21 protein-coding genes, 17 tRNA genes and 1 rRNA gene are annotated in these 25,976 nt (G+C 36.1%); 35 read left to right on the top strand and 4 right to left on the bottom strand.

Annotated elements, in window-relative coordinates:
• The first annotated feature begins 12 nt into the window (after positions 1–12).
• The 18 genes from rrf to CDZ92_RS11995 all read left to right on the top strand — a co-directional run bounded on the left by rrf (position 13) and on the right by CDZ92_RS11995 (position 2,060).
• Positions 13–129 (top strand): 5S ribosomal RNA (rrf, locus tag CDZ92_RS12080).
• Between the two features lie 14 nt (positions 130–143).
• Positions 144–218 (top strand) — tRNA-Asn (locus tag CDZ92_RS12075).
• Between the two features lie 4 nt (positions 219–222).
• Positions 223–314, top strand: a tRNA-Ser gene (locus tag CDZ92_RS12070).
• A 16-nt stretch (positions 315–330) separates the two neighbouring features.
• A tRNA-Glu gene (locus tag CDZ92_RS12065) sits at positions 331–405 on the top strand.
• Positions 406–440: 35 nt separating this feature from the next.
• Positions 441–516 (top strand) — tRNA-Val (locus CDZ92_RS12060).
• A gap of 71 nt (positions 517–587) precedes the next feature.
• Positions 588–664 (top strand) — tRNA-Met (locus CDZ92_RS12055).
• Position 665: 1 nt separating this feature from the next.
• Positions 666–741, top strand: a tRNA-Asp gene (locus CDZ92_RS12050).
• A 147-nt stretch (positions 742–888) separates the two neighbouring features.
• A tRNA-Phe gene (locus CDZ92_RS12045) sits at positions 889–964 on the top strand.
• Between the two features lie 19 nt (positions 965–983).
• Positions 984–1,059: transfer RNA gene (locus CDZ92_RS12040), tRNA-Thr, on the top strand.
• Between the two features lie 7 nt (positions 1,060–1,066).
• A tRNA-Tyr gene (locus tag CDZ92_RS12035) sits at positions 1,067–1,150 on the top strand.
• A 35-nt stretch (positions 1,151–1,185) separates the two neighbouring features.
• Positions 1,186–1,259, top strand: a tRNA-Trp gene (locus CDZ92_RS12030).
• A 15-nt stretch (positions 1,260–1,274) separates the two neighbouring features.
• Positions 1,275–1,350 (top strand) — tRNA-His (locus CDZ92_RS12025).
• Positions 1,351–1,405: 55 nt separating this feature from the next.
• Positions 1,406–1,480, top strand: a tRNA-Gln gene (locus tag CDZ92_RS12020).
• A gap of 3 nt (positions 1,481–1,483) precedes the next feature.
• A tRNA-Gly gene (locus tag CDZ92_RS12015) sits at positions 1,484–1,558 on the top strand.
• Positions 1,559–1,570: 12 nt separating this feature from the next.
• Positions 1,571–1,644, top strand: a tRNA-Cys gene (locus tag CDZ92_RS12010).
• Positions 1,645–1,668: 24 nt separating this feature from the next.
• Positions 1,669–1,757: transfer RNA gene (locus tag CDZ92_RS12005), tRNA-Leu, on the top strand.
• A 71-nt stretch (positions 1,758–1,828) separates the two neighbouring features.
• Positions 1,829–1,910 (top strand) — tRNA-Leu (locus tag CDZ92_RS12000).
• 76 nt (positions 1,911–1,986) lie between these two features.
• Positions 1,987–2,060, top strand: a tRNA-Gly gene (locus CDZ92_RS11995).
• 132 nt (positions 2,061–2,192) lie between these two features.
• Here CDZ92_RS11995 and CDZ92_RS11990 read toward each other — a convergent pair.
• Positions 2,193–2,858 (bottom strand): B3/B4 domain-containing protein, encoded by a 666-nt coding sequence (locus CDZ92_RS11990; protein ID WP_096155464.1) that lies wholly within the window; start codon positions 2,856–2,858, stop codon positions 2,193–2,195.
• Positions 2,859–2,973: 115 nt separating this feature from the next.
• Between CDZ92_RS11990 and queG the strand changes: the two genes are divergently transcribed.
• The 9 genes from queG (at position 2,974) to CDZ92_RS11945 (ending at position 14,125) form a co-directional block, all read left to right on the top strand.
• Positions 2,974–4,113, top strand: a complete 1,140-nt coding sequence (queG, locus tag CDZ92_RS11985; protein ID WP_096155463.1) for a tRNA epoxyqueuosine(34) reductase QueG — start codon at positions 2,974–2,976, stop codon at positions 4,111–4,113.
• 121 nt (positions 4,114–4,234) lie between these two features.
• The gene (locus tag CDZ92_RS11980; protein ID WP_096155462.1) at positions 4,235–5,119 is read left to right on the top strand and encodes an amidase domain-containing protein; all 885 of its coding nucleotides are present in this window, start codon (positions 4,235–4,237) and stop codon (positions 5,117–5,119) included.
• 78 nt (positions 5,120–5,197) lie between these two features.
• Entirely contained in the window at positions 5,198–5,689 is a 492-nt protein-coding gene (gene trmL / locus CDZ92_RS11975) for a tRNA (uridine(34)/cytosine(34)/5-carboxymethylaminomethyluridine(34)-2'-O)-methyltransferase TrmL (protein WP_096155461.1), read from the top strand.
• A 498-nt stretch (positions 5,690–6,187) separates the two neighbouring features.
• Positions 6,188–7,135, top strand: coding sequence for a carbohydrate ABC transporter permease (locus CDZ92_RS11970; RefSeq protein ID WP_096155460.1), 948 nt, complete (start codon positions 6,188–6,190; stop codon positions 7,133–7,135).
• Positions 7,135–7,962, top strand: a complete 828-nt coding sequence (locus tag CDZ92_RS11965) for a carbohydrate ABC transporter permease (protein ID WP_096155459.1) — start codon at positions 7,135–7,137, stop codon at positions 7,960–7,962. The genes CDZ92_RS11970 and CDZ92_RS11965 overlap by 1 nt, the downstream gene beginning before the upstream one ends.
• Positions 7,963–8,047: 85 nt before the next feature.
• The gene (locus CDZ92_RS11960; protein WP_096155458.1) at positions 8,048–9,325 is read left to right on the top strand and encodes an ABC transporter substrate-binding protein; all 1,278 of its coding nucleotides are present in this window, start codon (positions 8,048–8,050) and stop codon (positions 9,323–9,325) included.
• Between the two features lie 264 nt (positions 9,326–9,589).
• Positions 9,590–11,383 (top strand): sensor histidine kinase, encoded by a 1,794-nt coding sequence (locus CDZ92_RS11955; protein WP_096155457.1) that lies wholly within the window; start codon positions 9,590–9,592, stop codon positions 11,381–11,383.
• The gene (locus CDZ92_RS11950; protein ID WP_096155456.1) at positions 11,364–12,098 is read left to right on the top strand and encodes a response regulator transcription factor; all 735 of its coding nucleotides are present in this window, start codon (positions 11,364–11,366) and stop codon (positions 12,096–12,098) included. Before CDZ92_RS11955 ends, CDZ92_RS11950 begins: the two co-directional genes overlap by 20 nt.
• A 131-nt stretch (positions 12,099–12,229) precedes the next feature.
• Positions 12,230–14,125, top strand: a complete 1,896-nt coding sequence (locus tag CDZ92_RS11945; RefSeq protein WP_096155455.1) for a PrkA family serine protein kinase — start codon at positions 12,230–12,232, stop codon at positions 14,123–14,125.
• A gap of 237 nt (positions 14,126–14,362) precedes the next feature.
• On the opposite strand, the gene CDZ92_RS11940 is transcribed toward CDZ92_RS11945, so the two are convergent.
• Entirely contained in the window at positions 14,363–15,892 is a 1,530-nt protein-coding gene (locus tag CDZ92_RS11940; RefSeq protein WP_096155454.1) for a sodium/proline symporter, read from the bottom strand.
• 259 nt (positions 15,893–16,151) lie between these two features.
• On the opposite strand from CDZ92_RS11940, the gene CDZ92_RS20015 reads away from it, so the two are divergent.
• Positions 16,152–16,310: a hypothetical protein gene (locus tag CDZ92_RS20015; protein ID WP_157842766.1), complete on the top strand. Its 159-nt coding sequence runs from the start codon at positions 16,152–16,154 to the stop codon at positions 16,308–16,310.
• A 365-nt stretch (positions 16,311–16,675) separates the two neighbouring features.
• Positions 16,676–17,851 (top strand): sporulation protein YhbH, encoded by a 1,176-nt coding sequence (gene yhbH / locus CDZ92_RS11935; protein ID WP_096155453.1) that lies wholly within the window; start codon positions 16,676–16,678, stop codon positions 17,849–17,851.
• Between the two features lie 373 nt (positions 17,852–18,224).
• On the opposite strand, the gene CDZ92_RS11925 is transcribed toward yhbH, so the two are convergent.
• Positions 18,225–19,760 (bottom strand): glutathione ABC transporter substrate-binding protein, encoded by a 1,536-nt coding sequence (locus CDZ92_RS11925; protein WP_096155451.1) that lies wholly within the window; start codon positions 19,758–19,760, stop codon positions 18,225–18,227.
• Positions 19,761–20,207: 447 nt separating this feature from the next.
• Between CDZ92_RS11925 and nikC the strand changes: the two genes are divergently transcribed.
• The 6 genes from nikC (at position 20,208) to CDZ92_RS11895 (ending at position 25,680) form a co-directional block, all read left to right on the top strand.
• The gene (gene nikC, locus CDZ92_RS11920; protein WP_406564901.1) at positions 20,208–21,107 is read left to right on the top strand and encodes a nickel transporter permease; all 900 of its coding nucleotides are present in this window, start codon (positions 20,208–20,210) and stop codon (positions 21,105–21,107) included.
• A gap of 21 nt (positions 21,108–21,128) precedes the next feature.
• Positions 21,129–22,052: a nickel ABC transporter permease gene (gene nikB / locus CDZ92_RS11915; protein WP_096155450.1), complete on the top strand. Its 924-nt coding sequence runs from the start codon at positions 21,129–21,131 to the stop codon at positions 22,050–22,052.
• A 15-nt stretch (positions 22,053–22,067) separates the two neighbouring features.
• Positions 22,068–23,081, top strand: coding sequence for an ABC transporter ATP-binding protein (locus CDZ92_RS11910; protein WP_096155449.1), 1,014 nt, complete (start codon positions 22,068–22,070; stop codon positions 23,079–23,081).
• Positions 23,074–24,087, top strand: a complete 1,014-nt coding sequence (locus tag CDZ92_RS11905) for an ABC transporter ATP-binding protein (protein ID WP_096155448.1) — start codon at positions 23,074–23,076, stop codon at positions 24,085–24,087. The genes CDZ92_RS11910 and CDZ92_RS11905 overlap by 8 nt, the downstream gene beginning before the upstream one ends.
• Before the next feature lie 153 nt (positions 24,088–24,240).
• Positions 24,241–24,441, top strand: a complete 201-nt coding sequence (locus CDZ92_RS11900; RefSeq protein ID WP_096155447.1) for a cold-shock protein — start codon at positions 24,241–24,243, stop codon at positions 24,439–24,441.
• Positions 24,442–24,546: 105 nt separating this feature from the next.
• Positions 24,547–25,680 carry a zinc-dependent alcohol dehydrogenase gene (locus CDZ92_RS11895; protein ID WP_096155446.1) on the top strand — a complete coding sequence of 378 codons (1,134 nt, stop codon included), beginning with the start codon at positions 24,547–24,549 and terminating at the stop codon, positions 25,678–25,680.
• Positions 25,681–25,751: 71 nt separating this feature from the next.
• On the opposite strand, the gene CDZ92_RS11890 is transcribed toward CDZ92_RS11895, so the two are convergent.
• Positions 25,752–25,949: a hypothetical protein gene (locus CDZ92_RS11890; RefSeq protein ID WP_096155445.1), complete on the bottom strand. Its 198-nt coding sequence runs from the start codon at positions 25,947–25,949 to the stop codon at positions 25,752–25,754.
• Between the last annotated feature and the right edge of the window lie 27 nt (positions 25,950–25,976).

Raw genomic sequence — 25,976 nt, 5'->3', positions numbered from 1 at the left:
CTTTGAAAAATGTCTGGTAATGATGGCGAAGAGGCCACACCCGTTCCCATACCGAACACGGAAGTTAAGCTCTTCAGCGCCGATGGTAGTTGGGGGCTGTCCCCCTGCGAGAGTAGGACGTTGCCAGGCTATATATCCTTTATTCCACCATAGCTCAGCGGTAGAGCATTCGGCTGTTAACCGAAGGGTCGTAGGTTCGAATCCTACTGGTGGAGCCATTATGGAGAGCTGTCCGAGTGGCCGAAGGAGCACGATTGGAAATCGTGTAGACGGTCAACGCCGTCTCAAGGGTTCAAATCCCTTGCTCTCCGCCATTCTATCTAATATAACGGCCCGTTGGTCAAGCGGTTAAGACACCGCCCTTTCACGGCGGTAACACGGGTTCGAATCCCGTACGGGTCACCAAACTTTTTTTCAATGTAAAGAACTAGCCTTTATATGGAGGATTAGCTCAGCTGGGAGAGCACCTGCCTTACAAGCAGGGGGTCGGCGGTTCGATCCCGTCATCCTCCACCAAGATTTTTTCACGCTAGTGAAAATAATCTTCCTTTACTCACGCTAGTGAAATTAACTACCTATAATATTATCGCGGGGTGGAGCAGTCTGGTAGCTCGTCGGGCTCATAACCCGAAGGTCGTAGGTTCAAATCCTGCCCCCGCAACCAAGGTCCCGTGGTGTAGCGGTTAACATGCCTGCCTGTCACGCAGGAGATCGCCGGTTCGATCCCGGTCGGGACCGCCATTTTAAACTACTTGTTGTATTTGAGGGTTAAGAGAAGCAAGGAGTTCGAGAAACAAACAAACGAACATCGGAGCGTATTATACATACGTTAGGATGTGAGTGAGTGAAGTTGACGAAGAAATTAGAAGCTTATCGCAAACCGAATAAGGCTCGGTAGCTCAGTTGGTAGAGCAATGGACTGAAAATCCATGTGTCGGCGGTTCGATTCCGTCCCGAGCCACCACTTATTTTAATATAATAATGCCGGTGTAGCTCAGTTGGTAGAGCAACTGACTTGTAATCAGTAGGTCGTGGGTTCGACTCCTATCGCCGGCACCATTAAGTCGGAGGGGTAGCGAAGTGGCTAAACGCGGCGGACTGTAAATCCGCTCCTTTGGGTTCGGCAGTTCGAATCTGCCCCCCTCCACCACTTATTTTTATAAAAACAGTAACATTTTTAATCATAGGGGCATAGTTTAACGGTAGAACAGAGGTCTCCAAAACCTCCGGTGTGGGTTCGATTCCTACTGCCCCTGCCAATAAATTTTAATATGGCGGGTGTGGCGAAGTGGTTAACGCACCTGATTGTGGTTCAGGCATTCGTGGGTTCGATTCCCATCATTCGCCCCATAAAATTTATAAAACAACCTAATAAAGATAGATAGATATATATGAAATACTTCATTGGGCTATAGCCAAGCGGTAAGGCATCGCACTTTGACTGCGACATGCGTTGGTTCGAATCCAGCTAGCCCAGCCATTTGCGGAAGTAGTTCAGTGGTAGAACACCACCTTGCCAAGGTGGGGGTCGCGGGTTCGAATCCCGTCTTCCGCTCCATTTATTTTATTAGGCGGCATAGCCAAGTGGTAAGGCAGAGGTCTGCAAAACCTTTACCACCGGTTCGAATCCGGTTGCCGCCTCCACTATATTGCCAACACTTAACCCTTGCCGGGGTGGCGGAACTGGCAGACGCACAGGACTTAAAATCCTGCGGTAGGTGACTACCGTACCGGTTCGATTCCGGTCCTCGGCACCAAGCTTTTTTCGCTAAGCGAAAATAAGCATCCTAAAAAACAAACTTATTACTTAACTATAAGATACTGTCAAGCCGGTGTGGCGGAATTGGCAGACGCGCGCGACTCAAAATCGCGTTCCTTCTGGAGTGTCGGTTCGACCCCGACCATCGGTATCATGAACAACATTGTAACAGGTCTAAAACCTGTTATATATTTTTGTCAAATAGTCGACAAATTTCGACAAAATATGCGGGTGTAGTTTAATGGTAAAACCTCAGCCTTCCAAGCTGATGTCGTGGGTTCGATTCCCATCACCCGCTCCATACATATTAACCAACGCAGTGTTTCGTTTTTATAAACGAAGTATTGCGTTTTTCCATATGTAAAAGAATACTTTGAAGAACTAGTATGATCAGAGATAAATAAAAAGGAGAAGGAAGTAATTCCTTCACAGATTATGAAATAATACTAACTTCATATGTACCACCATGAACTTGTTGAAACATACTAGCAATGCTATTAAGCATGTTTCTGGCTTCAGAAGTATTCATAGAAGGTTTTAAGTATATAACATGAATAGCTTGTCTTGTTTCAGAAGTTACAGGTGTTCTTTTACTATCAATAAAAGGACTACCAAAAGGGCCAACCTGATCAACGCTATGTATTAAGTTTTGTAGATTAACTATGTTCCCATTCAACCCCTCGTAAGTTTCATTTCCGGTTCCAATACTAAATTCAACATTTCCTATGATTTTATTTAAATCATAAATACCAAATGGAATTTCATATTTAAGGGAGAAAAAGTTATTTAGGTCTACAGAAGAATTTATAGAAGGTAAGAATTGCGCCTTTTTCAATCTTCTATATAATGCTTCTACGGAAGGACGATAACGGTTCGGGTCTTTACCTAATTGTTTGAAAAGCTTTCTCCATTCTTGAACACCAGAAATAGAGGTAACTTCTTGCTCAAGCAAGTCTAAGTGACAAGATTCCTGAAATAACCTTATCCTACCTTTGAGCATTTGGGGAGAATCAGAAATTGTGATATCTTCATAATGTATGATACCAATCTTAAAATCAGGTAAAATATTTTTTATAGATGAATTTATGTTGAATTGCAAATGGAAACATCCTTTCAAATTAATTGTTTCAATAAACGAATTGTAATGAAGAAATTAACTCCACTTAAAGTTTATCATAAGTTTTCACTACATTAAAAATAAGGAGGTGTAGGTTATGAATATTTCTATATTAAAAGACGAGATTGTAAAATATAGTAAAGAAATTGGAATTGATAAAATTGGGTTTGCTAGTGCATCGCCATTTAGTGAACTAAAAGAACGATTAAAAATTCAGCAAGAAAATAAGTTTCAATCAGGCTTTGAAGAAGAAGATATAGAGAAAAGATCAAATCCAGACATTTTACTTCCAGGTGCAAAATCTATCATTGCCATTGCATTAGCTTATCCTTCTAAAATGAAGAACGCACCTCGAAGTACAAAAGAGGATCCTAGAGGCATTTTTTGTAGAGCATCGTGGGGCAAAGATTATCATCACATATTACGTGATCGTATGGAAAAGTTAGAATCTTTTTTAAAGGAAAAAGTTCCTCAAGTAATGTTAAAATCTATGGTTGATACTGGAGAACTATCCGATCGAGCTGTTGCTGAGCGTGCGGGTATAGGATGGAGTGCCAAAAACTGTTCGATTATTACGCCTGAATTTGGTTCTTACGTTTACTTAGGAGAAATTATTACAAATATACCTTTTGAAGCGGATAAGCCAATAGAAGACAATTGTGGAGAGTGTAATAAATGTGTGGAAGCATGTCCTACTGATGCACTTGTTCAAGGTGGACAATTGGATTCGAATAAGTGCATTGCCTTCCTAACACAAACAAAAGGATTTCTTCCTGAGCAATATCGTAAAAAGTTAGGTAATAGACTCTATGGTTGTGACACTTGTCAGACTGTTTGTCCTGAAAATAAAGGAAAAGACTTCCACCTTCATGTAGAAATGGAACCAGATCCAGAGCTAGCAAAACCAAAGTTAAAACCGTTGTTAACTATTTCAAATCGAGAGTTTAAAGATAATTTTGGACATGTATCCGGTTCTTGGCGAGGAAAAAAACCAATACAACGAAATGCCATTATAGCACTTGCGCATTTTAAAGATGAATCAGCCTTACCTATTTTATATGAGCTACTATTCAAAGATACTAGGCCAGTAATCCGTGGAACCTCTGCTTGGGCAATAGCAAAAATAGGTGGTTTTGAAGAAATAGAAAATCTTCAAAAAGCATTACTAGTGGAAAAAGAAGAGAAAGTCTTAGAAGAAATTACAAACGGTATTTCTATCATTAAAAATAAGCAATGAACTAAGTCAAAGAGATGTATTTAACATCTCTTTTTTCTTTACATCAAACTCATACGTTTCACATGTAATACATGTTTCCTTCATACATTTAAGAATAGAAGTATGTTGGGAGGGGAAGTTCATGTACAAAGAGCTATTAAGAAATCATATAGAAGGTTTATTAGAGAACTATGTATACAAAAGTAATAGAACTGGACGCTATATTATGGTAGAAGATACGATTATCGCTAAAAAGGCTATGCATGAGGCTAGAGGGGCTGAAATTGTTAAGTGTAAAGCGAAGGGACGAATAGCTTCCATTGAAAATGAAGAAGGAAAACATGTTGCAAACTATGAACTGTACATTACTTATTTAATCAATCATAAGAACAAGCTTTATTTAGAGGAAGAAGTAGTACACAGAAAAGCAGAAATTATTGAAGGGGAATTGTATCGAGATATATTACTATCAGATGAAGGAAAAGGAAATGATATTGAGCTTTTACCATCAATGGAAGAAGAGCCTTTAGAAAGAGATATTAGATTTAAATATAACCGCTTAGAGGCAGTTAAATATGCGGAGAGATGGTGGAACAGTTATAACCCGCAATTTAAGAAGTTTGAAGTAGATTGTACTAATTATGTTTCGCAATGTTTAAATGCAGGTGGTGCAATAATGGTTGGATATCCAAACCGAAATAGTGGTTGGTGGATGCGGAGTCAAAATTGGAGTTTCTCCTGGTCCGTTGCCCATGCATTAAGGTGGTATTTACCGAAAGCAAAACAAGGATTAAGGTCAAAGGAAGTAGGTTCAGCACGGGAACTTATGCCCGGAGATGTTATTTGCTATGATTTTCAAGGTGATGGAAGGTTCGATCATAATACATTTGTAGTAGCTAAAGACCAAGATGGCATGCCACTAGTGAATGCACACACATCCAACAGTAGAATGAGGTATTGGGCTTACGAAGACTCAACAGCGTATACACCTAACATTAAATATAAATTCTTTCACATCATCGGTTAAAAAATAATATTGCTTATCCTAATGAATAGATGTATTGTTGTATAGTGAATAATTGTAGTAACAGATGAGGTGACTATTATGGGAATACATGTAGTTTTATATCAACCAGAGATACCAGCAAATACAGGGAATATTGCACGTACTTGTGCAGCTACTAATACAACGTTACACCTAATTAGACCTTTAGGATTCTCAACTGATGATAAAATGTTACGAAGAGCAGGATTAGACTATTGGGAATTTGTAAACGTTGTATACTATGACTCATTAGATGAGTTATTTGAGAAAAATAAAGAGGCAGAATTCTTCTTTATTACAAAGTTTGGCATGAAGCCACATACTTCTTTTGACTATAGTAATTTAGAAAAAGATTACTTCTTTGTTTTCGGAAGAGAAACAACAGGGCTTCCAAAAGACTTAATTCAAAATAATCTAGATAATTGCTTGCGTTTGCCGATGACTACTAACGTAAGATCGTTAAACTTGTCTAATACTGCAGCAATATTAGTTTATGAAGCGCTTCGCCAACAAGATTATCCAAACCTTTCTTTAGAGTTTCCAGAAGAATAAGAGTATAAATAAAGGGCTGTGATGGTTTTCATCACAGCCCTTTATTTATTAATATTATTATTTTTTGTTTGTACCAGGTTGTCCGTTATATCCAGCAGTGAAGATAGCTGTTAAGAAAGTTAAACAAACACCTAGAATTAAGAATCCACCAATTCCCATATGTAAATCCTCCTTCAGACTAATGTACATGTTTACAGACTATCTATATTATATCCTAACGTTTAAATAATGTGAATGGAATGTGTGAAGAAATTATGACATCCAGAAATTACATAGTGCTTAAATTTTAATAGATCTGTTCATGTGTATCATAAGTTAGGATAGGTGTAGCAAAAAGAGTAAAAAGTGGATCAAAAACTCTACAAAGTATTTTGAATTTCTTCTATTAAACAAAATTATCAAAATATTCCCCCTTTTATATCAATAAAATCACCCCATCTATTAAACATTCTTTTTATAATGAAAGAAAGCGGTTACATAATAGGCGGTGAACAAAAGATGGATCCTAGTCCAAAACTAAATAAAACAGTATTAGAAAAGAAACTCCAAACATCACATGAAGTCAGAAGAAAAATAAAGTGGAAAAGTATACTCTCCTACTTAGCATTTGTAGGGCCTGCTTTACTATTTTTCTTTGTCATTCAAATCATTCCATTTATTATGGGTGTTTACTATTCCTTTACTTCATGGAATGGAGTAAGTTCTGTTGTGGAATGGGTAGGATTTGAAAACTATAAACGAATATTAACGAATGATTCGAACTTTTTTAATTCCTTTCTTTTTACAACAAGATTTATGTTGGCAGCCGTTATTATTAGTAACGGAATAGGTTTCGGTTTAGCACTTTTATTAAATACTGCTTTAAAAACTAGAAACTTGTTAAGAACAGTATTCTTCATACCTAACGTAATTGGAGGATTATTATTAGGTTTCATATGGCAGTTTATCTTTGTAAGAGGTTTTGCAGCAGTAGGAGAGCTGACAGACTGGTCATTTTTCAAGTTACCTTGGCTGGGGGATGAAACTACGGCATTTTGGGGAATTGTCATTGTTTTTGCATGGCAGATTAGTGGATATATGATGGTCATTTATATAGCTGCACTTCAAGGAGTAGATAACACGTTAATTGAAGCAGCAAAAATTGATGGAGCTTCCAATTTAACCGTTATAACCAAAATAATAATCCCGTTAATATTGCCTGCGTTTACTATTTGTTTCTTCCTTACAATTTCTATGGCATTTAAAATTTTCGATCTTAACATTTCACTAACTGGCGGTGGTCCATTTAACTCCACACAGTCTGTTGCCATTAACATTTATCAAGAAGCATTTCAAAATAACCGTTATGGATTAGGTACAGCGAAATCAATTATCTTCTTCCTTGTTGTAGCTGTATTTACAATGGTGCAAGTTATGATAACGAAAAAACGGGAGGTTGAAGCGTAATGAATCAGAAGTATACGAAGAAAACCCTCCTTTTAGAAATACTCGGCATTTTACTTGCCATTCTGTTTCTCATTCCGTTTTATTTTGTCATCATTAACTCAGTAAAAAGCTTTGCTGAAATATTGATCGATGCGGCAGCTTTGCCTAAAGAAGTACTATTCTCTAACTACTCAAAAGTATGGAACATTATAAACTTTCCCCGGGCATTCTGGAACTCGTTAATTATAACTGTTGCAAGTAATATTGGGATAGTTATCATCAGTTCCATGGCAGCTTGGAAAATGGTTAGAACACCAAATAAATTTAACAAGATTCTTTTCATAATAATAGTTTCGGCAATGGTAATACCTTTTCAAACCGTCATGATTCCATTGATGAAGCTTGGTGGGACATTAGGAATAGTGAATAGTATCCCAGGTCTTGTCATAATGTACTTTGGGTTTGGAGTACCACTCTCATTATTTCTGTATCATGGATTTGTGAAATCGGTGCCTATCGAAATTGAGGAAGCGGCAAAGATGGATGGTTGTAGTCAATTCGGGGTATTTTGGAGAATTGTGTTCCCATTACTAAAACCAATAACAATTACAGTCATTATTTTAAATACTTTATGGATTTGGAATGATTACTTATTACCTTTACTGGTTCTACAAAGTCCTGAATTAAGGACAATTCCTCTTGCTACTAGTTCATTTTTTGCTCAATATACAAAGCAGTGGGATATGGGGCTTGCAGCATTAGTGTTAGGTATCGCACCTGTTATCGTTTTCTTCTTATTCCTACAAAGACATATTATTAAAGGCATTGCTGCAGGTTCTATAAAGTAGGTATAAACAGGAATTAGTACAAGGAATAGCTAATTCTGTTTTATATAAAGTTTCTTAGTTAAAAAAACACGGGGGGTATATGGAAATGAAGCGTATTACTTTAGTTATGATTTCCTTATTATTGTTAGTTGGTATTTTTGCGGGTTGTTCGAATAATACTACATCGCCTGGTAATAATGATAAGCCAGGTAGTAAGGACGATATTGTAACATTAAACCTTTTTCAGTTTAAAGTAGAAATTGCAGACGATCTTCAAAAGATGATTAAAGAGTTTGAAGATGAGCATCCAACTATTAAAGTTAAGCTTGAAACGGTAGGGGGAGGAGCAGATTACGGAGCTGCGTTAAAAGCTAAATTTGCTTCTGGAGAAGAGCCAGACATTTTTAACAATGGTGGTTTTAAAGAGTTGGAGTTATGGCAAGAGCACTTAGCTGATTTATCGAATGAACCTTGGGTGAAAAACTTATTACCAATCGGGAAAGTACCGATGACAGGTGAAGATGGAAAGCTATACGGTATGCCAGTTAACCTTGAAGGATATGGCTTCATTTATAATAAAGATTTATTTGAGCAAGCTGGTATTACAAAAGCACCAACAACTATTTCAGAATTGCAAGCTGCATCACAAAAACTAAAAGATAGCGGCATTACTCCATTCTCCGCTGGTTATGCAGAGTGGTGGGTAATCGGACAACATTTATTAAACATTCCTTTTGCACAACAAGATGATCCTGAAGCCTTTATTGAAGGTCTTTATAACGGCACTGAATCAATGGTAGGCAATAAACACTTTGAAAATTTTAAAGCAGTGTTAGATGCTGAAATCGGATTTGCTAATAGCAATCCATTAACGACAGACTACAATTCACAAGTTACGTTATTTGCATCTGGTCAAACTGCAATGCTTCAACAAGGCAACTGGACGGAAAATATGATTTATGAAATTAGTCCAGACATCAATATGGCTTTTTTACCTATTCCATTAAGTGATGGATCTGAAGCAGACCGATTACCAGTAGGTGTACCTAACAACTGGGCAATTAATAAAAAATCTAAAAACATAGAAGAAGCTAAGTTGTTCTTAGATTGGATGGTTTCGTCTGAAACTGGAAAACGTTACATTACAGAGGAATTTGCGTTTATTCCTGCATTCTCTAACATTGAACCAACTGGATTAGGAGCATTAGGACAGTCCATTTTAGAATACTCCAAAGAAGATAAAACAGTACCTTGGACTTGGTTTATGTGGCCAGATGGAGCAAACAAAGAGTTTGCTTCAACTATACAAGAATACGCAGCTGGCAGAATTGACTACGACACTGTTTTACAACGCTTCCAAAACAGCTGGGATAATTTAAAATAAACAATTTAAATGAAAGCATGTCTATACGTAGGCATGCTTTCCCCTTTATACTTAATATGTTGGATGTATTAAAGAATAATTTTTAATGATGGTACATATTTGGCTGTTGATTGTAGCACAAGTCGGAGACTACTGCGGGAGAAGCGGGTAGCGGGAGACCCCGCAGGCAAAGCCGAGGAGGCTCCCGGCCCGCCCGCAAAAAGCGGAGACTTGTGCTACAATCAACAGCAGTAACTAATAGAGCCAATGTATGGGGGGATTAGTGTGTTTAAGAAAAGTATTCGTAATAGATTAATAGTATTACTTCTTATCGCAACCATCATTCCGTTTGGTACTTCTATCATTATTACTTACTATCATACAAAAGAATCTTTTAAAGACTTAGTCGTTCAAGAAAACACAAATCTTCTCTATCAAGGAAAGATAAATCTAGAAAATTATTTAAGTGATTTAAATGGATTAACATTATCTGTTTATAATAACCCCGAATTTATGAACTACTTAAGGTCATCCAACAAAGAAGCCAATTATTTAAACATAAATGTTGTAAAAAGTGTATTACAAACGATCCTTTATGCAGAAGAAAATATTAAGCAAGTTACTATATCATTACCAACTGACAATAGAAAGGTAACAGCTTCTAAACGATCGACTGTTGTCTTTTCTAATGAAGTTAGCTTAGCCATTTCACCAGCCTTTCAAGATGCTTTAGATAGCCCTTATAACATATATATTGAAGCAAAAAATGGACAAGTGAATCAGAGTGATAATAGCATCTACCTACATAGAGTTTTAACGAACGTACCTTCCGACCAAGTGCTCGCTTACATTACATTAAAAGTTTCATTAGATAAAATATTTGATTTAGGCGAAAACTTATATAACCCTGAAACAGAAGAGCTATACATTATTTCATCAGAAAGGGATTTTTTATATAGTTCAGTAACATTAGAAAAAAATGGTGAATACACGTGGATAGATTATCTTCAAAACGATGAGGCTAATACAGGCTCGATAACATGGCAGGATGAAGCATTTAACGGAGTTATGTTATTCCAACAAGTGCCCCCTTCAGTTGGAGGGTGGTTGTTAGTAAAAAGAGTTCCTTACACAACCCTTTACGAAAGTGCCTTTAATGTCACTAAAATTAACATTCTTTTTGGGTTAATAGGTTTATCACTAGTCATCTTATCTACACTTTTTATATCTTTTAGAATTACTTCCCCAATTCGAGTATTACTTCAAAATATACAACAAGTAGAAGAAGGTAATATGAAGGTGAAAATACAACCTTTAGGAAAAGATGAGATAGGTATTTTAAGTGATAGATTTCAACAAATGATGGATAAGTTGAATCATTTAATTAACAGAGAATATAAATTAAAATTAGAGAACAAAACGAATCAATTAAAAGTACTACAGTCTCAAATCAATCCGCATTTCTTATTCAATGCCTTGCAATCGATCGGTACAGTAGCGCTTAAAAACAATGTACCACAAGTATATTCACTCATTAACCATCTTTCAAAAATCATGCGTTACGGCATGAATGTGGAAGAAGATTTAGTGCCATTAAAAAAAGAAATAAACTATACAAAAGCTTTCTTACATTTACAAAAAGAACGGTTTGGCGAAAGTTTAGATTATCATTTATATGTAGACGAGTCATTATTGCATGTACATGTGCCTAAAATGATTTTACAGCCGATTATTGAAAATTATTTTAAGCATGGCTTTGAAAATCGAGATGGAGTAGGAGAAATAGTCATTTATGTAGAAAAAGCCGTGAACTACATAGAACTAATAGTAATTGATAATGGCACAGGTATATCAGAGGAACGAATGAAGGAAATTAACGCACATTTCATGCACGAGACATTGCAACCAGAAAGGGAAGACTCCAATATCGGCTTGAAAAATATCCGTGAAAGGTTAAGGTTGTATTATAATGACTTAGCATCTCTTAGTCTCACAAACAGGCAAGAAGGCGGTCTAGTTGTCACAATCAAACTTCCAATGAATGTGGTAGGTGAGAAGTATGAAAGCTTTAATAGTTGATGATGAAAAGCATGTTAGAGAAGGAATAAAAATACTTGCTGATTGGAAACAATACAATATTCATGCTGTTTTAGAAGCGGAAGACGGAGAAGAAGCAATCACTTTAATAGAAGAATGTAAGCCAGAACTTATTTTTACAGATATGAGAATGCCTAAAATGGACGGGATTTCTTTGTTAAAGTGGTTAAATACAACCAATCAAAATAGTGTAGTAATTGTTGTAAGTGGATACGAAGATTATAAATATATGAGAAGTGCAATAAACTATAATAGTTTTGATTACATTTTAAAGCCTATAGATCCTGAAATTTTGAATGAAGCACTCGAGAGGGCAGTAGAGAAATGGAAAGAAACGAACAAAACTTCCAAAGATGAACTAACGAATAGCAAAAAAAGTTTATCAAAAGTTGCACAATATATTTGTGAGCACTACGAAGAAGATTTAACGTTACAGCATATTGCTGATAAGTTTTATTTAAGTAGAGAACACTTGTCGAGAAAATTCAAACAAGAATATGGACAAACGATTACAGATTATTTAACAGAAATTAGGATTAAGAAAGCTAAAGAATTATTGTTACAGCCTAATTATAAAATATATGAAGTGGCATATCTTGTTGGGTATCAAGATGAAAAGTACTTTAGTAAAGTATTCAAAAGAGTTGTTCATGTAACACCCAATGATTTTCGGAATTCATTCATAACAAAACAATGACGCAGTTTTCACAAATTTCATGTGAGAATTGTGTCTTTTTTTATTAATTGTAGATGAAAAGCATGTTTCAAGTTTCCTTAGCATAAATATTATTAATCTTGCTCTTGAAGAGATAAATGGGGGAGGTCCTTATGGATATTTTACAAAAGATTGGGAAGTATCGTGAAGAAGAACAGCGGCTAAAGTGGGAAGGATCCTTCGGAGAGTATTTGAAATTAATTAAAGAAAAACCTTATATTGCGCAGTCTGCACATTCAAGGGTATACAATATGATTAAAGACGCTGGTGTAGAAGAAGTGAATGGGAAGAGAAAATACAAATTCTTCAGCAGCAACCTTTTTGGATTAGAAGAAGCATTGGAAAGACTAGTAGAAGAGTATTTTCATCCAGCAGCGAAAAGATTAGACGTGCGTAAACGTATCTTACTTCTAATGGGTCCAGTTAGTGGAGGAAAATCTACACTCGTTACTATTTTAAAAAGAGGTTTAGAAAAGTACACACATACTGATCGTGGTGCTGTATATGCTATTAAAGGCTGCCCAATGCATGAAGACCCATTGCACTTAATACCTCATCATTTACGAGATGATTTCCATCAAGAATATGGAATTAGAATCGAAGGGAATTTATCACCGTTAAATATGATGCGATTAGAGAAAGAATACAATGGAAAAATTGAAGATGTATTAGTGGAAAGAATCTTCTTGTCGGAAAACCAACGTGTTGGTATTGGTACCTTTAGTCCATCTGATCCAAAATCCCAGGATATTGCAGATTTAACCGGTAGTATCGACTTTTCTACAATAGCTGAATTTGGATCGGAATCAGATCCACGTGCCTATCGTTTTGATGGGGAGTTAAACAAAGCGAATCGTGGGATGATGGAATTCCAAGAGATGTTAAAGTGTGATGAGAAGTTTTTATGGCACTTATTATCTTTAACACAGGAAGGTAACTTTAAAGCTGGGCGATTTGCTTTAATTAGTGCAGACGAATTAATCGTTGCTCATACAAACGAAACAGAGTATCGTTCTTTTATTTCTAATAAGAAGAATGAAGCATTACATTCTCGTATTATTGTAATGCCAGTTCCTTATAATTTAAGACTTTCTCAAGAAGAAAGAATTTACGAAAAGATGATAAAAGAGAGCGATGTATCTGATGTTCATATTGCCCCACATACGTTACGTGTAGCAGCAATGTTTACAATCCTTACTCGCTTAAAAGAAGCAAAACGTGGCGATATTGATTTAGTGAAGAAGATGCGTTTATATGATGGTGAATCAGTGGAAGGCTTTAATTCTGTTGATGTAGAAGAACTGAAGAAGGAATATGCAGATGAAGGAATGAGCGGAATCGATCCGCGTTATGTTATAAATAGAATTTCTTCTACGATTATTCGAAAAGAAGTACCATCTATTAATTCATTAGATGTACTAAGGTCGATAAAAGAAGGTCTAGACCAACATGCTTCCATTTCAAATGAAGACCGTGAGAGGTACTTAAACTTTATTTCTGTTGCACGAAAAGAATACGATAATATCGCAAAAAAAGAAGTGCAAAAAGCGTTTGTTTATTCTTACGAAGAGTCTGCTAAAACATTAATGGATAACTATCTAGATAATGTAGAAGCATATTGTAACAGAGCTAAATTACGTGATCCACTTACTGGAGAAGAAATGAATCCAGATGAAAAGTTAATGCGTTCCATTGAAGAACAAATTGGAATCTCAGAGAATGCAAAAAAAGCTTTCCGAGAAGAGATACTTATTCGAATTTCAGCGTATGCACGTAAAGGAAAACGTTTTGACTACAACTCTCATGAGCGTCTCAGAGAAGCGATTCAGAAGAAATTATTCGCTGACTTAAAAGATGTGGTGAAAATTACTACTTCCTCTAAAACACCTGATGAAATGCAACTGAAGAAGATTAACGAGGTCGTAGCACGATTAATTGATGAGCATGGCTATAACTCTAGTTCTGCAAACGAATTACTTCGTTATGTGGGAAGCTTGTTGAACAGATAAATCAACTAAAAAGAGGCTTGGACAAAACCCAATGAATTAAAATAAAGAGGCTCCCAAGAGCAATTTTTTGTTCCTGGGAGCTTCTGCTTATTGATGGAACAAAGGTAGAAGTCAATGCGAAAGAAAGTCCGGAGGCACTATCAATAAAAGAAAACTAAAGGCCATATGAAGATCTACTTTAATTAATTTTTATGTCTGATGCACTTTATAGGCCTTTTTGCCCTAGCTTCTTTTTACTTATTGATTTAGATTGACATCTTTTAAAATAGAAATATGTTGCTCAGCATTTGCTGGTTTACTTGTAAATAAACTAACGATAACTGTTGCCAAAAGCGCTATTAAGAAGCCAGGTACTGCTTCATATGTTACTCCAAACAGTAGTTTTGCTGATAATGCTTTTATATCTGGTAAAAAGACAAATGTCCATTCAGGTTGTTTCTTTACAAGGATAACTGTAATTAATCCTAAGATCATACCAGTTAATACCCCAGCTTTTGTCGTGCCTTTCCAATAAAGTGAAAGTAAGAGTGCAGGTCCAAAACATGCCCCTAGACCACCGAACGCGAATAATACCATCCAGAATACGAATTCTTGTGCAGAGAATGCTAACCATACAGCTAACAACATGAAGATAGCGATTGAAATACGACTATATAAAACTAGCTTTTTCTGAGGAATTTCTTTACCTTTTGCAAAAATTTTATCATAAATGTCGCTTACAACAGCGCTTGTACCGACTAATAACTGACTGTCTGCACTAGACATAATGGCAGCTAAAACTGCTACTAATAAAATTCCCATAAAGAACGGGTTTAATAGTTCTTCTCCAAGTGTTGTAAAGATCGCTTCACTATTTTCATTAGGTAACAAGCTGATGGAAGGGAAATATGCTCTACCAGCTAAACCTATCATGATAGCTCCCCAGCCCATTACTACGTTCCAAACAGTACCAATTAATGCTGCTTGACGCATTTCGCTTATACTTTTTAAAGACATATATCGTACAAGAATATGAGGGTTACCTGGACTACCAAAACCAATCCCAAGTAGACCAACGATTGCACCGAAACCAAATGTCCAAATACTGGTGAATCCGGCACCTTGTGCATTCATCGTTTCAATGATTGGTCCAAAACCACCTAAACCAATAATTGCAATAATAGGTAGGATAATTAAAGATAAGAACATGAACATAGCTTGAAGAACATCTGTTTTACTAACTGCATGGAAACCACCAAGCATTGTATAAAGTAGAATGATAATAGCTGTTAACCACATACCATTGGATTGCGAAAGTCCTAAGCTAGAAGAAAATGCTGTACCCCCAGCAACAACTTGACTTCCAACGTATGCGACCATGAAGAAGATAATAATTAATGAACTAGTTATACGCAGTAGGTTTGTTTTGTCTTCATAACGTGATTCTAAAATATCTGGTACAGTAATACTTCCTGTTTTCTCACTGTAGACTCTGAATCTTTTAGCTGCATAAAAGAACATAAATACTTCTACTGTTATGTATCCCGCTACTGCCCAAACCGCATTTAAACCTGTTGCATATGCAGTACCTGTTACCCCTAATATTAACCATGCACTACGACCAGAACTAACTGCACTTAATGCAACAGTAAATTTGCCTAGACCTCTTCCTGCTAGAAAGAAATCAGTTAAGCCAGCTGAGCTTTTTCTGGAACTGACGAATCCAATACATACAAGTACGAGTAAGTAAAATACTAGTACACCTATTGTGAGAGGGTGTGCATTCATTTAGATTCCCCCTCCTTCTGGCCAGTATGAATAAAAGCTGCCACCCCGAGACCGATGATTGTTAATGGGACAATAATTAATCCCAAAATCATATCAAAGTTCATTAAAACTCCTCCTTTTTTTATCAGAAAATTCTGTACAATAGTATTTTACAAGAAAAACTTCAAATGGTAAAGGAAAGGAAGGAACTTTAGAAAACGTGTAAGCATGTTTCATTTTGTTTCAAATAGGGGAATATAGGTAATAGAGGTGATAATTTATGAATGATAAAAACAATAACGAACATAGCTCAATGGCACCAACGGAAAAAGAGATGGAGCGTTTAGCGAAAGAAATCGAACAGATTAAAAGGAATAAAACAAATCAAGAAAGATCCCCAAAACAATACGATAATAACGATGAAAATGAAAAAGAGTAAAAATATAGTGTGAAAAATAAAAGGCTACATTCGTCTTAGTTAATACGAATGTAGTCTTTTATTTGTGGCATGTACCTTTCACACTAATATTTTTTAATATCTTTATAAGGTATATTACAAGCTATAGAAAGCATAAAAAAACAATACAACAAAATGTAATATACTTGTCCTTCTGAAAAGAATAGGTATTTAATTTTCCTAATAATCAGTCAATTATTTAGTATAGTTGCATAAGATAAATTAACCAACCTTAATTGATGAAAGGTTGGTACATTTTTCACACTAGCCAAGGTATTATATGATATTTCGGATGAAAAGTTGACGGTTTTATTAAAAAAATTAAATTAAGAAGGAGGGAAACAATAATGAATTCAAATGAGTCGAGTTTCATTGTATCAAAAGAGGATTGGTCCCTCCATCGCAAAGGCTACGACGACCAAAAACGACATCAAGAAAAAGTTCAGGAGGCAATTAAGAACAATTTACCTGATCTCATTACAGAAGAGAACATTATTATGTCGAATGGAAAAGAAGTAGTTAAAATTCCAATACGATCTTTAGATGAGTACAGAATTAGATACAATTATGATAAAAATAAACACGTGGGCCAAGGTGATGGAGAAAGTCAAGTTGGTGACGTTATTGCACGAGATGGTTCAGGGAATGCTGGTCAGAAAGGTCCAGGAAAAGGGCAGGGAGCTGGAGATCAAGCTGGTGAAGATTATTTTGAAGCTGAAGTTTCGTTAATGGAATTAGAAGAGGCACTTTTTAATGAATTGGAGCTTCCGAACTTAAAGCAAAAAGAACAAGCGGATAACACGGTAGAACATTATGAGTTTAATGATATTAGACGTACTGGATTAATGGGGAACATCGACAAGAAGAGAACGATGATGTCCGCATATAAGCGTAATGCGATGAGTGGGAAAGCAAGCTTTCATCCCATTTATCAAGAAGACTTGAAATTTAAGACATGGAATGATGTTCTAAAGCCAGATTCCAAAGCAGTTGTATTAATGATGATGGATACAAGTGGATCTATGGGTATGTGGGAAAAGTACATGGCTCGAAGTTTCTTTTTCTGGATGACAAGATTTTTAAGGTCTAAATATGAGACAGTGGATATTGAATTTATTGCACATCATACAGAAGCAAAAGTTGTGACAGAAGAAGATTTCTTCTCAAAAGGAGAGAGTGGAGGAACGATATGTTCTTCTGCATATCGTAAAGCGCTAGAATTAATCGATTTGAAATACAATCCTACTAGGTATAACATCTATCCATTCCATTTTTCAGATGGAGATAACTTAACGTCGGATAATCAGCGTTGTGTGAAATTGGTTGGGGAGTTAATAAAAGTTTCTAATATGTTTGGTTACGGGGAAGTGAACCAATATAATAGGCATTCCACTTTAATGTCAGCTTATAAAAATATAAATGAAGAGGCGTTTAGGCATTATATTTTAAAGCAAAAAGTAGATGTGTTTCATGCAATGAAGGAGTTTTTTAAGAAAGAGGATAATAAGGTGTTTGCTAGGTAAAGACCAGTCTAAAATGGCTGGTTTTTTTGTTATAAAATCATTCTTATTGAATATGATATTCATTTCGTTGAATAGATTTAGTTCATTTTTCCAAAGAAAAAAGAAGAAAGTGAACTTGATAAGGCGTATGAAGTTCATTTTAATCAAGAGAAAAGAAGAAAGTGAACTTGATATGGGGAATGAAGTCCATTCTGCCAGAGAAAAAAGGGAAATGAACTTGATACGGAGAATGAATTATATTGCCTTTTCTAATTTTCTAATACAGACATAAAGAACCGTTACATCTTACATCACTTCCAAGACAACCCCATTAACATCATTTAATAAAAAAACCGAGTCAACATTAAGTCGACTCGGTTTACCCTTTTAGTTATTACTTAAGTTTAACGCCTTTGAAGAATGGAGTTCCACTGAAGTTTACGAATAATCCTTCTTCCACTTTGTTTGTAGCAAATACAAAGTCAGGATGTTGTAAGTAAACCATTGGAGCTTCTTCTACAAGGATTTCAGAGATTTCTTTGTAAGCTTCGTCACGTTTAGCTTGATCAGCTTCAGAACGAGCGAAGTCTAATAATTCATCTACACGTGGGTTAGCGTAGAATGAACGGTTACCAGGAGAACCAAACATTGTTGAGTGGAATAATGCATATAGACCGTAGTCAGCATCACCAGTAACAGTAGTCCAACCTAAGATAAATAGTTCATGCTCACCAGCACCAGTCATCTCTAAGAATGCACCCCACTCAATGATTTCGATTTGTACATCGATACCAAGTGGACGTAATTGGTCTTGAATTAATTCAGCCATATCTGCACGCTCACGGTTACCTTCGTTTACGTATAAAGTAGTTTGGAAGCCATCAGCAAATCCAGCTTCAGCTAAAAGAGCTTTTGCTCCCTCAACATCGAAAGGAAGTGGAGTTAAACCTTGGTAGTTACCAACAACAGTTGGAGCTAAAGGTCCTACAGCCGCAACACCTTGACCGTCTAAGATACCATTAACGATATCATCTTTGTTTACAGCCATAGCGATTGCTTGACGAACTTTGATGTTATCGAATGGAGCTTTTTCCATGTTGAAACCTAAGTAGTCCATACGAGTACCACGTACACGCTCTAGTTCAACACCGTCAAGACCTTCTACACGTTTAACGTCAGAAGAACCAACTTGGATAACGTGTGCTTCACCAGTTTCTAACATTGCAGTACGAGTTGCTTGTTCAGGAACAACTTTGAATTCCATAGTGTCAGCTACAGCTTTGTCGCCCCAGAAGTTTTCGTTACGTTTGAATTTAATTGAATCACCACGAACCCACTCATCTAATACGAATGGACCAGTACCGATTGGGTTTTCGTCAACTTTCTTTCCACCGTCTTTTTCTGCTTTCATTGCAGAAGGAGCGATGATAGAACCAGCGTTATGAGCTAAGTGAGCTGGTAGTGGAGCGAAAGGGAATTTTGTTTTAATGTGAACAGTATGATCATCTTTAATTTCAATTTCCTCAATCATATTTAATACAACAGCACGAGGAGAAGCGAAATCTGGATCAATGATACGCTCTAATGACATTTTTACAGCTTCAGCAGTGAAGTCTGTATCGTCATGGAATTTTACGCCTTTGCGTAATTTGAATTCCCAAGTAGTTTCATCTACTGGAGAGAAAGACTCTGCTAAAGAAGGGACTACAGAACCATCAGCAGCATACTCAGTTAAACGATCAAATATTTGCGTTGTTGCGTTTGTTGTTGCAGTATCATTCATACCGTGTGGATCAAGTGTTGGTGCATCTGAAGCAGTTACGAATACTAAGTGACCACCAGTTGTTCCGCCACTTTTTCCGCTACATGCAGCTAACACTAATACTAGAGCAGCTACAAGTACAAGAAATAAATTTCTTTTAAAATTCATTATTTTTACCCCCTACTAATTTTGGTTTGCTAGATACATAGTCTTGCTATGTATTGTTATTATAATAATGTAAATTTTCTAAATAAACAAGTGTTTTCTAAATGATTTTTTTACATAAATGTAATATTGTAATCATTTGGTAAAACAAATGACTTCTGCTAACCCCCTTTTAAAGATTAATATAGAATCAATTCTTCTATTATAATAGGAAATTACAGGATAATATTCCCCTAATTTTCCTAGAGAATAGTTAAGACACTACTTATTTATTCCAATAATTAGCTTAATATGTTAAAAAAGCAAAAAATATTAATATTTCTATTATAGATATATATTAAACTATTGTAATATTTCTAAAAACTAGCTAATATAATTACATGCTAAGTTTAAAGAATTATTACAATTATGTTAAAAATGTTACAAAACAATGAAGGGATGGATAAGGGTATGAACCAACCGCAAATCGAAACTCAGACAGCGCCTCCTGTAAAAGAGAAGAGTGCATCTCAAGAACGTTGGTTAGCTTTTTATAAGAAGTTAGCTAAGAATAAAGCTGCTATGGTCGGAGCTGCTATCGTTATATTATTTGTTTTTATAGCAATCTTGGCTCCATTTTTAGCACCACATGATCCTGTACTAACACAAGTTACTAACAAATTACAACCGCCATCAGCGGAACACTGGTTAGGTACAGATCACCAAGGACGTGATATTTTAAGTAGAATAATTTTTGGAGCAAGGGTATCTCTAACAGTTGGTATTTTATCTACTGTATTAGGAGCTATTGTTGGTATCCTTTTAGGTATAGTATCTGGTTATTATGGTCGTTGGATTGATTCATTGATTATGAGGATTTGTGATGTGTTACTAGCTTTCCCTGGAATTTTATTAGCTTTAGCGATTGTGAGTGTACTTGGGGCTAGTACTACTAACGTAATTATAGCTGTTGCGTTTTTCGCAGTACCATCATTCGCACGTATCGTTCGAGGATCTACATTAAGTGTTAAGAAGTTAGAGTACGTTGATGCAATTAAAGCAATGGGAGCAAGTGATGCAAGAATTATTTTCAAACACATTCTTCCTAATATTATGTCGCCAATAATTGTACAGGCTACGTTATACATTGCTTCTGCAATTATTACTGCGAGTGCCCTTTCATTCCTAGGGATGGGAACTAGACCACCAACTCCAGAGTGGGGTGCTATGTTGTCACAAGGACGTGACTATATTAGACAAGCACCACATGTATCATTATTCCCAGGTCTAGTTATTTTGTTCGTAGTTATCGGTTTCAACTTATTTGGTGACGGTCTACGTGACGCACTAGATCCAAAATCGAAAAAATAAAAGAAGGAAGGTGTGTTAAACATGTTCGTATATATAATTCGTCGATTACTTCAAACCATTCCTGTTATGTTTGGTGTTACACTAGCAGTATTCTTAATGATGCATCTAATTCCTGGTGACCCGGCACAAATTATGGCAGGTGAACAAGCTGACCCAGCACAAGTGGAACAAATGCGTAAAAACTTAGGGTTAGACGATCCACTCCACGTTCAATATATTCGTTACGTATCAAATGCTATTCAAGGGGATTTAGGAACTTCTATTAGAACAAATCGTTCTGTAACAGAAGAAATCTTTACACATCGTTTTTGGATTACATTAGAATTAGCGATAATAGGTACAGTTTTAGCAGTTATTATAGGATTAATTGCAGGTATTATTTCTGCAACAAGACAATATTCATTTTCTGATGTTTCCATAATGGTTGTTGCATTATTCGGATTATCCATGCCTAACTTCTGGCTAGGTATTATGTTAATTTATTTCTTCTCTGTTCAGTTAGGCATGCTACCTGTTGCAGGATGGGGAACATGGCAACAAATGATTCTTCCTGCCATCACACTAGGTACTGGTGGGGCAGCTATAATAGCTCGTATGACTCGCTCTAGTATGTTAGAGGTTATTAACCAAGATTATATTCGTACAGCTTATGCAAAAGGTGTTAGTGATAAATTAGTTATTTATAAACACGCTCTAAGAAATGCTTTAATTCCAGTTGTTACTGTAGTAGGTTTACAGTTTGGTGGATTACTAGGTGGAGCGGTTGTAACAGAAACTATTTTTGCAATTAATGGTTTAGGGCGTTTAATTATTGACTCTATTCGTATGCGTGATTTTCCAATGGTACAAGGAACAATTTTAGTATGTGCGGTTCTGTTCGTGTTTGTTAACTTCCTTGTAGATATTACGTACCGAATGATTAACAAACGAATTGACTTGAACTAAGGGACGGTGAAATCGATGAGTGAAAAAATATTACAAGTTAAAGACTTACGTACTTCTTTCTTTACAGATGAAGGAGAAGTAAAAGCAGTTGATGGAGTAGATTTTGAGATTGAAAAAGGTAAAACGATTGGTATTGTAGGGGAATCTGGATCAGGTAAAAGTATTACATCCTTATCTATTTTACGTTTATTACAAGAACCAGTTGGTAAAATTGTAGGCGGAGAAATTATTTTTAAAGGCGAAAATTTATTAGATAAAACAAAAAAACAAATGATGGACATTCGAGGAAATAACATCTCGATGATTTTCCAAGAGCCAATGACATCATTAAATCCAACGTTAACGTGTGGAGAACAAATTGCAGAATCTGTTCGTATTCATCAAAAACTTGGTAAAAAAGAAGCATGGGCAAAAGCTGTAGAAATGTTAACACTTGTAGGTATCCCATCTCCAGTGGAACGTGCGAAACAATATCCATTTGAATTATCAGGAGGGATGCGTCAACGTGTTATGATTGCCATGGCATTAGCGTGTAATCCAGAGTTGTTAATTGCAGATGAGCCAACAACAGCACTAGACGTGACTATACAAGCACAAATTTTAGAGTTAATGAAAAAGCTTCAAGAAGAACTAGGTACTTCGTTAATGATGATTACGCATGACTTAGGTGTAGTAGCTGAGATGTGTGATAACGTGGCAGTTATGTACTGTGGAAAGGTAGTAGAGTACGCGGACGTAAAAACAATCTTTACAAATCCGAAACACCCTTACACGGTCGGTCTATTAAATTCCGTTCCTAAGCATGACCAAGATTTTGACGGGGACTTAGAAGTAATTAAAGGATCTGTTCCAAGTCCATTTAATTTACCAAAAGGGTGCAGCTTTGCTCCTCGTTGTCCACATGCAAGAGAAATTTGTTTAACAGACTTACCAGATCTTGAAAAAACTTCAGACGGTGATCAAGTACGCTGTTGGATGTACACGGATAAATGGGATAACCAAGAGGAGGTAGCGGCTAGTCATGAGTAACAATACATTATTAGAAGTAAAAAACCTCAAGCAGTACTTCCCTATTAAAGGTGGTATTTTTGGTAAAACGGTTAATCACGTTAAAGCAGTTGATGATATTTCGTTTGAAGTAAAAGAAGGGGAAACAGTAAGTATCGTTGGGGAGTCTGGTTGTGGAAAGTCTACAACTGGAAGAGCGATTCTTCGTTTAGAAACCCCTACAAGCGGTGAGGTGTATTTCCAAGGTGAAGACTTACTTGCGTTTAATAGCTCGCAAATGCGTAGAAAACGCAAAGATTTACAGATTATTTTCCAAGACCCTTATGCTTCATTGAACCCACGTCAAACGGTTTATCAAATTTTAGAAGAAGCTATAGAAATACAAAACGTTGTACCACGCTCAGAACGTCGTCAAACAATTAGAGACTTATTAGAAACAGTAGGTATCGGTGCTCACCAAATTGATCGTCATCCACATGAATTTAGTGGTGGCCAACGTCAACGTATCGGTATTGCTCGTGCACTATCTGTAAATCCTAAATTAATTATTTGTGATGAAGCAGTTTCAGCTCTAGACGTTTCCATTCAAGCGCAAGTTCTGAACTTATTAAAAGAATTACAAAGAAAATTTAATTTAACATATTTATTCATCTCACATGATTTAGGTGTTGTACGTCATATTTCTGATCGCATTATTGTTATGTATTTAGGTAAAATTGTGGAGGTTGGAGATAAGAAATCTTTATTCGAAAACCCTCAACATCCATATACAAAAGCGTTATTGTCAGCAATACCTAGTACTAATATTATGGAGAAAAAGGAACGTATTATTCTAAAAGGTGACGTTCCTTCTCCGATCAACCCACCAGCAGGATGTCGTTTCCATACTCGCTGTCCTTATGCTCATGATCGTTGTAAAACAGAAGAACCAAAACTACATGGCATTCCTGGTGAAAACCACCAAGCTGCATGCCACCTTGTAGAAGATGGTGCGATTGATTTCACAAAATTAACATCTAACTATTAAATTTTATCAAGTTTGCCCCTCAATATCTGAGGGGTTTTTTTTATGTGAATTTTTTTTACGAAAAATGTTTAAAAAGAAAAAAGTTAGGTTATATTAATTGGGCAAAGTTAATTTGTAAATTTCAATGTATGAACATGCTAGGAGGCAACAAAAGTGGAACATGGTAAAGTAAAATGGTTTAACAGTGAAAAAGGTTTTGGATTTATCGAGCGCGAAGGCGGAGAAGACGTATTCGTTCATTTCTCTGCGATTCAAGGGGACGGCTACAAGTCTTTAGAAGAAGGGCAAGCTGTTACTTTTGAAATTGAAAATGGCCAACGCGGACCACAAGCTACTAACGTTAATAAAGCGTAGTATACAACTTGTAGAACAGACTCTAAATTTTAGGGTCTGTTTTTTTATTTTGTTTTAAATTATTGGGCACACTTAATAAAGATGAAAAAAAGCGAGGTGTCTATAATGAAAGCTGTAACATACCAGGGAGCTCAAAAGATAGAAGTAAAGGAAGTGCAAGATGCAAAACTAGAGAAAAAGGATGATATTATTGTAAAAATAACTTCAACTGCCATTTGCGGATCAGATTTGCATTTATATCAAGGCAATATGCCATTGCCTCATGGATATATTATAGGACATGAACCGATGGGTATCGTTGAAGAAGTTGGACCAGAAGTAACGAAAGTAAAGAAAGGTGACCGTGTTGTTATACCTTTTAATGTATCATGTGGAGAGTGTATATATTGCCAACATGATTTAACAAGCCAATGCGATAATTCTAATCCACATTATGATTCTGGTGGCTATTTCGGTTATACAGAAAAATTCGGGAATCATCCAGGTGGTCAGGCAGAGTACTTAAAAGTACCATTTGGTAATTTTACACCGTTTGTCATTCCAGAATCGTGTGAACTAGAAGATGAGGCACTACTGTTTTTATCAGATGTATTACCAACAGCATACTGGAGTGTAATGAATGCAGGCGTAAAAAATAGAGATACTGTCATAGTGCTTGGCTGTGGTCCAGTTGGTTTGATGGCACAAAAGTTTGCTTGGATGTTTGGGGCAAAACGTGTTATCGCAGTGGATCATCTAGAATATCGGTTAAATCACGCGAAGAGAAAAAACAGTGTCGAAGCTTTTAATTTTACGAAGTATGAAGATATGGGAGAGCATTTAAAAGAAATTACACACGGTGGAGCGGACGTTGTAATAGATTGTGTTGGGATGGATGGGAAAAAGTCAGCATTAGAATTTATCGAGCAAAAGTTAAAGTTACAAGGGGGTACACTTGGGCCGATACAGATAGCTACGAAAGCTGTACGGAAAGCAGGTACAGTCCAAATTACAGGTGTTTATGGAAGTAATTATAATAACTTTCCATTAGGAGCATTTTTCGTAAGGAACATTACATTAAAAATGGGCCAAGCGCCTGTTATTCCTTTTATGCCTAAGTTGTTCGAGAAAATAACAAACAATGAGTTTGATCCAAGAGAAATCATTACACATAAAATTTCATTAGATGAAGCAGCACATGGATATAAATTATTTAATAATCATGAAGATGATTGTATTAAAGTTGTGTTAAAGCCTTAACAGAAAAAATACTCCTTTAGTTGATAAAGGAGTACTTTTTATTGTATAGAATATTAAGGGAAGGAAATTAGTTATTTACCAAATAGGCTGCGTACCGCTCTGTATATAACAAGAAGTGAAAATACAATGATAACAATTACAGCAACAATGACTAAAAACGGTGATACAGTAGTGCCTAGCGTTCCTAGTGCTGTTAATTTAGGAGCAACATAAATTAACGCAACTCCAGCTAAGATAGCTGCTAAATATATACGACCTACATCTAACATATTTATCCCTCCTTTACACGCAATATA

This window comes from Bacillus sp. FJAT-45066, from assembly GCF_002335755.1.
GTDB classification, from domain to species: Bacteria; Bacillota; Bacilli; order Bacillales; family Bacillaceae_I; genus Bacillus_CD; species Bacillus_CD alkalisoli.
The sequence above is the reverse complement of the archived record's forward strand: the minus strand, read 5'-3'. Positions and strand labels throughout refer to the sequence as shown.

Coding starts and splice junctions, on each gene's coding strand:
- CDZ92_RS11890 (WP_096155445.1), bottom strand. CDS start 25,949: ATGTTAGATGTAGGTCGTATATATTTAGCAGCTATCTTAGCTGGAGTT.
- CDZ92_RS11895 (WP_096155446.1), top strand. CDS start 24,547: ATGAAAGCTGTAACATACCAGGGAGCTCAAAAGATAGAAGTAAAGGAA.
- CDZ92_RS11905 (WP_096155448.1), top strand. CDS start 23,074: ATGAGTAACAATACATTATTAGAAGTAAAAAACCTCAAGCAGTACTTC.
- CDZ92_RS11910 (WP_096155449.1), top strand. CDS start 22,068: ATGAGTGAAAAAATATTACAAGTTAAAGACTTACGTACTTCTTTCTTT.
- CDZ92_RS11940 (WP_096155454.1), bottom strand. CDS start 15,892: ATGAATGCACACCCTCTCACAATAGGTGTACTAGTATTTTACTTACTC.
- CDZ92_RS20015 (WP_157842766.1), top strand. CDS start 16,152: ATGAATGATAAAAACAATAACGAACATAGCTCAATGGCACCAACGGAA.
- CDZ92_RS11950 (WP_096155456.1), top strand. CDS start 11,364: ATGAAAGCTTTAATAGTTGATGATGAAAAGCATGTTAGAGAAGGAATA.
- queG (WP_096155463.1), top strand. CDS start 2,974: ATGAATATTTCTATATTAAAAGACGAGATTGTAAAATATAGTAAAGAA.
- yhbH (WP_096155453.1), top strand. CDS start 16,676: ATGAATTCAAATGAGTCGAGTTTCATTGTATCAAAAGAGGATTGGTCC.
- CDZ92_RS11960 (WP_096155458.1), top strand. CDS start 8,048: ATGAAGCGTATTACTTTAGTTATGATTTCCTTATTATTGTTAGTTGGT.
- CDZ92_RS11945 (WP_096155455.1), top strand. CDS start 12,230: ATGGATATTTTACAAAAGATTGGGAAGTATCGTGAAGAAGAACAGCGG.
- trmL (WP_096155461.1), top strand. CDS start 5,198: ATGGGAATACATGTAGTTTTATATCAACCAGAGATACCAGCAAATACA.
- CDZ92_RS11970 (WP_096155460.1), top strand. CDS start 6,188: ATGGATCCTAGTCCAAAACTAAATAAAACAGTATTAGAAAAGAAACTC.
- CDZ92_RS11925 (WP_096155451.1), bottom strand. CDS start 19,760: ATGAATTTTAAAAGAAATTTATTTCTTGTACTTGTAGCTGCTCTAGTA.
- nikC (WP_406564901.1), top strand. CDS start 20,208: ATGAACCAACCGCAAATCGAAACTCAGACAGCGCCTCCTGTAAAAGAG.
- nikB (WP_096155450.1), top strand. CDS start 21,129: ATGTTCGTATATATAATTCGTCGATTACTTCAAACCATTCCTGTTATG.
- CDZ92_RS11965 (WP_096155459.1), top strand. CDS start 7,135: ATGAATCAGAAGTATACGAAGAAAACCCTCCTTTTAGAAATACTCGGC.
- CDZ92_RS11980 (WP_096155462.1), top strand. CDS start 4,235: ATGTACAAAGAGCTATTAAGAAATCATATAGAAGGTTTATTAGAGAAC.